This window comes from Prosthecobacter sp. (genome assembly GCF_044378005.1).
In the GTDB taxonomy this organism is placed as follows: domain Bacteria; phylum Verrucomicrobiota; class Verrucomicrobiia; order Verrucomicrobiales; family Verrucomicrobiaceae; genus Prosthecobacter.
The window spans coordinates 1-3,406 of sequence record NZ_JBILYB010000293.1 but is presented as its reverse complement, the minus strand read 5'-3'; the positions used below and the strand labels follow the sequence as shown (position 1 = coordinate 3,406).

Sequence of the window (3,406 nt, the reverse complement as noted above, 5' to 3'; positions counted from 1 at the left end):
CGCAGCTCCAGCAGGTCGGGAAAGACCTCACGCCATACCGGAACGACCGCAGGAACGACGCTGGCGATCACGGCACGGCGGAAATCCCACCCAGCCACGCTTTGGCGGATCAGCTCCGTCGTCACGCTGTGGGTGGGTAGCTCCCGGCGGTCTAGCAGGGAGTCACGGGTGGACAGGCCGAGCTTCGTGCGGCCATTGCCCACATCGATCAAAAGGTAGTCGGCGGTCATCGGTCGGGTTTATTGGCCAGAACAGGTGTCGGCAGCAAGGACGGAAAAACCGTTTGCGAAAGGAAAGATCACCTCCACTATGCGCGCCCCTTGCCCGGTTCGGCCCCTCCAGGAACTGCGCGGCGAGACATCCCCCTATTGTTATCATGAGCAACATCATCACTAAAATCGAAGCCGAGCAACTCAAGAAGGACGTGGCAGCCTTTCGCGTCGGCGACACCGTGAAAGTTCACACCCGAGTCATCGAAGGTGACAAAGAGCGTATCCAGATCTTCGCTGGCATCGTCATCGCCCGCAAAGGCAGCAGCCTGAACGAGGCCTTCACGGTCCGCAAAATTTCCTATGGCGAAGGCGTCGAGCGCGTCTTCCCCCTTCATAGCCCGAAAGTGGCGAAGGTCGAAGTTACCAAGACCGGTCGCGTCCGCCGTGCCCGTCTCCACTACCTCCGTGGCCGCAAAGGCAAAGAGGCCATGACCGTGAAGGACGTCTTCCAGGACTCCAAATAAGAATTTCCGACGGCGGCAGACCTGATGAGTCTAACTGTGGTTGGTTTGTTGATCGACGTTCAGAGCACCTCCGCTATCCACGCGGAGGTGTTTTGCGTTTAGGACCTTCTTTTCAAACCACTACCCGCTCGTAGTAGCGGAACTCCAGCGCCTCCGTCTTCTCGATCACCTGCTTCAGCGTGAAGAGATGCTCGAAAGGCGGCAGGAAGGTATCGCCCTCGTAAGCCTGCTCGACCCAGGTGAGGTAGAGGCCATCGCACAGCGGCAAAAGATCGCCATAAACCTGCGCGCCGCCGATGACGAAGACGGTGCTGTCTGCCGGGCAATGCTGGGCCAGCTCCGATACATCGCGGATCACTGTGATGCCCTCACGCGGCTGCATCGTGCGACTGAGCACGATGTTTTGCCGCCCCGGTAAAGGCCGCCCGATGGACTCGAAGGTCGTCCGTCCCATGAGGATCGGATGACCGAGCGTGGTGCGTTTGAAGAACTTCAGATCCTCCGGGAAATGCCAGGGCAGCGTGCCATCGCGCCCGATGACACGGTTGGAAGACATGGCGACGATGGCGATGAGGCGGGTCATGGCGACTATTCCTCTCCTTTGAAATAGTCCACCTCGTTCATCTCAAAGACCTTCTTCTGCGGCTTCACGAACCATTTTCCCGAGTCCGGGTAGTGGATCACGTCCGCCAGCGGCTGATCGGCGATGACCATGTAGGTCAGGTCTTCCGAACCAGTATTCAGGATCTGATGCGCCTCGCCGGGTGGGAAAACGAGGTAGTCGCCCGCCTTGATTGACTCTTTGCCCTGAGATGTGCGCACCTTGCCGCTGCCGGAAAGAATGTAATAGGCCTCCCATTGCGCCGTGTGCTCGTGCAGGGGGAAATTGACCTTACCCGGCGCGACCCGATGGATTTCGAGGTCAAAGGGATGCCCACCGCCCCAGACCCCGATGTCCTTTTGACCGCCAGCGGCTTGGGATAACGACTGCCGTTGGACGCCATACTTGCCCAGCGGTGAGTTTTGCGTGGTCCAGGGGAGATCGTCGGCTTGGGTGCGGGTCATACGGTCATTCGGAGCGTGCGAGTCCTCAGTCGCAAGCCTCATTTTCCCGTGATCTCCGCCTTTGGGAGAAATTTCACGGAAACGGCATCCACCCCTTGAAGCCTAGCGTTTCCCATTTAATTAGAATCATTCTAATTCTAAATTATGCCACCTGCCACCCATCGTCCCTCGTCCAAAGCCTCTGGGCTGGATTGCCGACTGGCCGTGCTCGGCGCAGATGTCCGGCTCACCCCGCACCGTCGTGAAGTCTTCGAGGTTCTCGCCGCCTCCACAGACCATCCCACCGCCACCGACCTCTACACCCGGGTGAAGGACCGCTCCCCGCACATCTCTCTGGCGACAGTCTATAACTGCCTCGACCACCTCACCTCTGCTGGGCTCATCAAGCTCGTCCACCTCGAGCGCGGCCAGTCCCGCTACTGCGCGAACCTGCACGAGCACGTCCATTTCCACTGCGAGACCTGCGGCAAGGTCATTGACGCGCATCCCAACGCCGACTTCGACCCCGCCAAGTTCTGGAATCTCCCCAAAGGCACCCGCGTCACCCGCACCGACCTCGCCATCCACGGCACCTGCGATGCCTGCGCGGCCAAATCATAAGTCATCAATCGTAAATCATATATTTCCCCCACCCACGACATGTCACTCGAGATTAAAGACCTCCACGCCCAGATCCCCGGCCGCGAAATCCTCAAAGGCCTGAACCTCACCATCAACCCCGGTGAAGTCCATGCTATCATGGGCCCGAACGGCAGCGGCAAGAGCACGCTGAGCAAGGTCCTCTGCGGCCACGAAGACTACGAAGTCACCAGCGGCGAGGTCCTCCTCGATGGCGAAAACATCCTCGATCTGGCTGTCGATGCCCGCAGCCGCGCCGGACTCTTCCTTGCCTTCCAATACCCGCACGAAATCCCCGGCGTCAGCAACGCCAACTTCCTCCGCGCCTCCTTAAAAGCCCGCCTGCCGAAGGGCGAGGACATCGACGCCGTGAAGTTCTACAAAACGCTCTACGCCCGCATGGACCAGCTCGAGATGGACCGCAGCTTCACCAGCCGCAGCGTCAATGAAGGCTTCTCCGGCGGTGAAAAGAAGCGCAACGAGATCCTCCAGCTCATGATGCTGGAGCCGAAATACGCCATCCTCGACGAAACCGACTCCGGCCTCGACATCGACGCCCTCAAGATCGTCTCCCGCGGCGTGAACGCCATGCGCAGCGAGAACCGCGGCTTTCTTGTCATCACCCACTACCAGCGCCTCCTGAACTACATCCAGCCCGACATCGTCCACGTCCTCAAAGACGGCCGCATCGTCAAAACCGGCGGCAAAGAGCTCTCCCTCGAACTCGAAGAACGCGGCTACGACTGGGTCCATGAGGAGCCTCTCGCTGCTGCCTAAGTGCACAGAAACCCGCCATATTTTAACATCATGGTCTCCGCCCCCGACTCCACCCTCGACGTCCCACCGGCCGTCGAAAACGACATCTCCGACATCCGCGTCGATAGCGTCGGCGATTTCACCTTTCCCGAGCGCAACAAGTTCGACTCCGGCTTCGGCATCACGTCGAAGACCGTCGATTACATCAGCGACGTGAAGGACGACCCTGAT

Annotated in this window: 6 protein-coding genes and 1 pseudogene; 4 read left to right on the top strand and 3 right to left on the bottom strand. The window is 59.5% G+C overall.

What is annotated here, in order from left to right; genetic code table 11:
• The coding region (locus tag AC6FTP_RS26335) for a type III pantothenate kinase (RefSeq protein ID WP_497209870.1) at positions 1-230 on the bottom strand (230 nt) is incomplete at its 3' end.
• 146 nt (positions 231-376) lie between these two features.
• Between AC6FTP_RS26335 and rplS the strand changes: the two genes are divergently transcribed.
• On the top strand, positions 377-736 hold the full coding sequence (gene rplS / locus AC6FTP_RS26330; RefSeq protein WP_497201142.1) for a 50S ribosomal protein L19: 360 nt from the start codon (positions 377-379) through the stop codon (positions 734-736).
• 112 nt (positions 737-848) lie between these two features.
• Here the strand turns inward: rplS and AC6FTP_RS26325 are convergent, their stop codons facing one another.
• Positions 849-1,319, bottom strand: a complete 471-nt coding sequence (locus tag AC6FTP_RS26325) for a dihydrofolate reductase (protein ID WP_497209869.1) — start codon at positions 1,317-1,319, stop codon at positions 849-851.
• Between the two features lie 5 nt (positions 1,320-1,324).
• On the bottom strand, positions 1,325-1,801 hold the full coding sequence (locus AC6FTP_RS26320; RefSeq protein WP_497209868.1) for a cupin domain-containing protein: 477 nt from the start codon (positions 1,799-1,801) through the stop codon (positions 1,325-1,327).
• A 144-nt stretch (positions 1,802-1,945) separates the two neighbouring features.
• Here AC6FTP_RS26320 and AC6FTP_RS26315 point away from each other — a divergent pair, with 144 nt between their 5' ends.
• The 3 genes and pseudogenes from AC6FTP_RS26315 to AC6FTP_RS26305 all read left to right on the top strand — a co-directional run.
• Positions 1,946-2,401 (top strand): Fur family transcriptional regulator, encoded by a 456-nt coding sequence (locus AC6FTP_RS26315; protein ID WP_497209867.1) that lies wholly within the window; start codon positions 1,946-1,948, stop codon positions 2,399-2,401.
• 39 nt (positions 2,402-2,440) lie between these two features.
• The gene (gene sufC / locus AC6FTP_RS26310) at positions 2,441-3,196 is read left to right on the top strand and encodes a Fe-S cluster assembly ATPase SufC (protein ID WP_497209866.1); all 756 of its coding nucleotides are present in this window, start codon (positions 2,441-2,443) and stop codon (positions 3,194-3,196) included.
• A gap of 30 nt (positions 3,197-3,226) precedes the next feature.
• Positions 3,227-3,406 (top strand): annotated as a pseudogene (locus AC6FTP_RS26305) (Fe-S cluster assembly protein SufB); the annotation flags it as partial.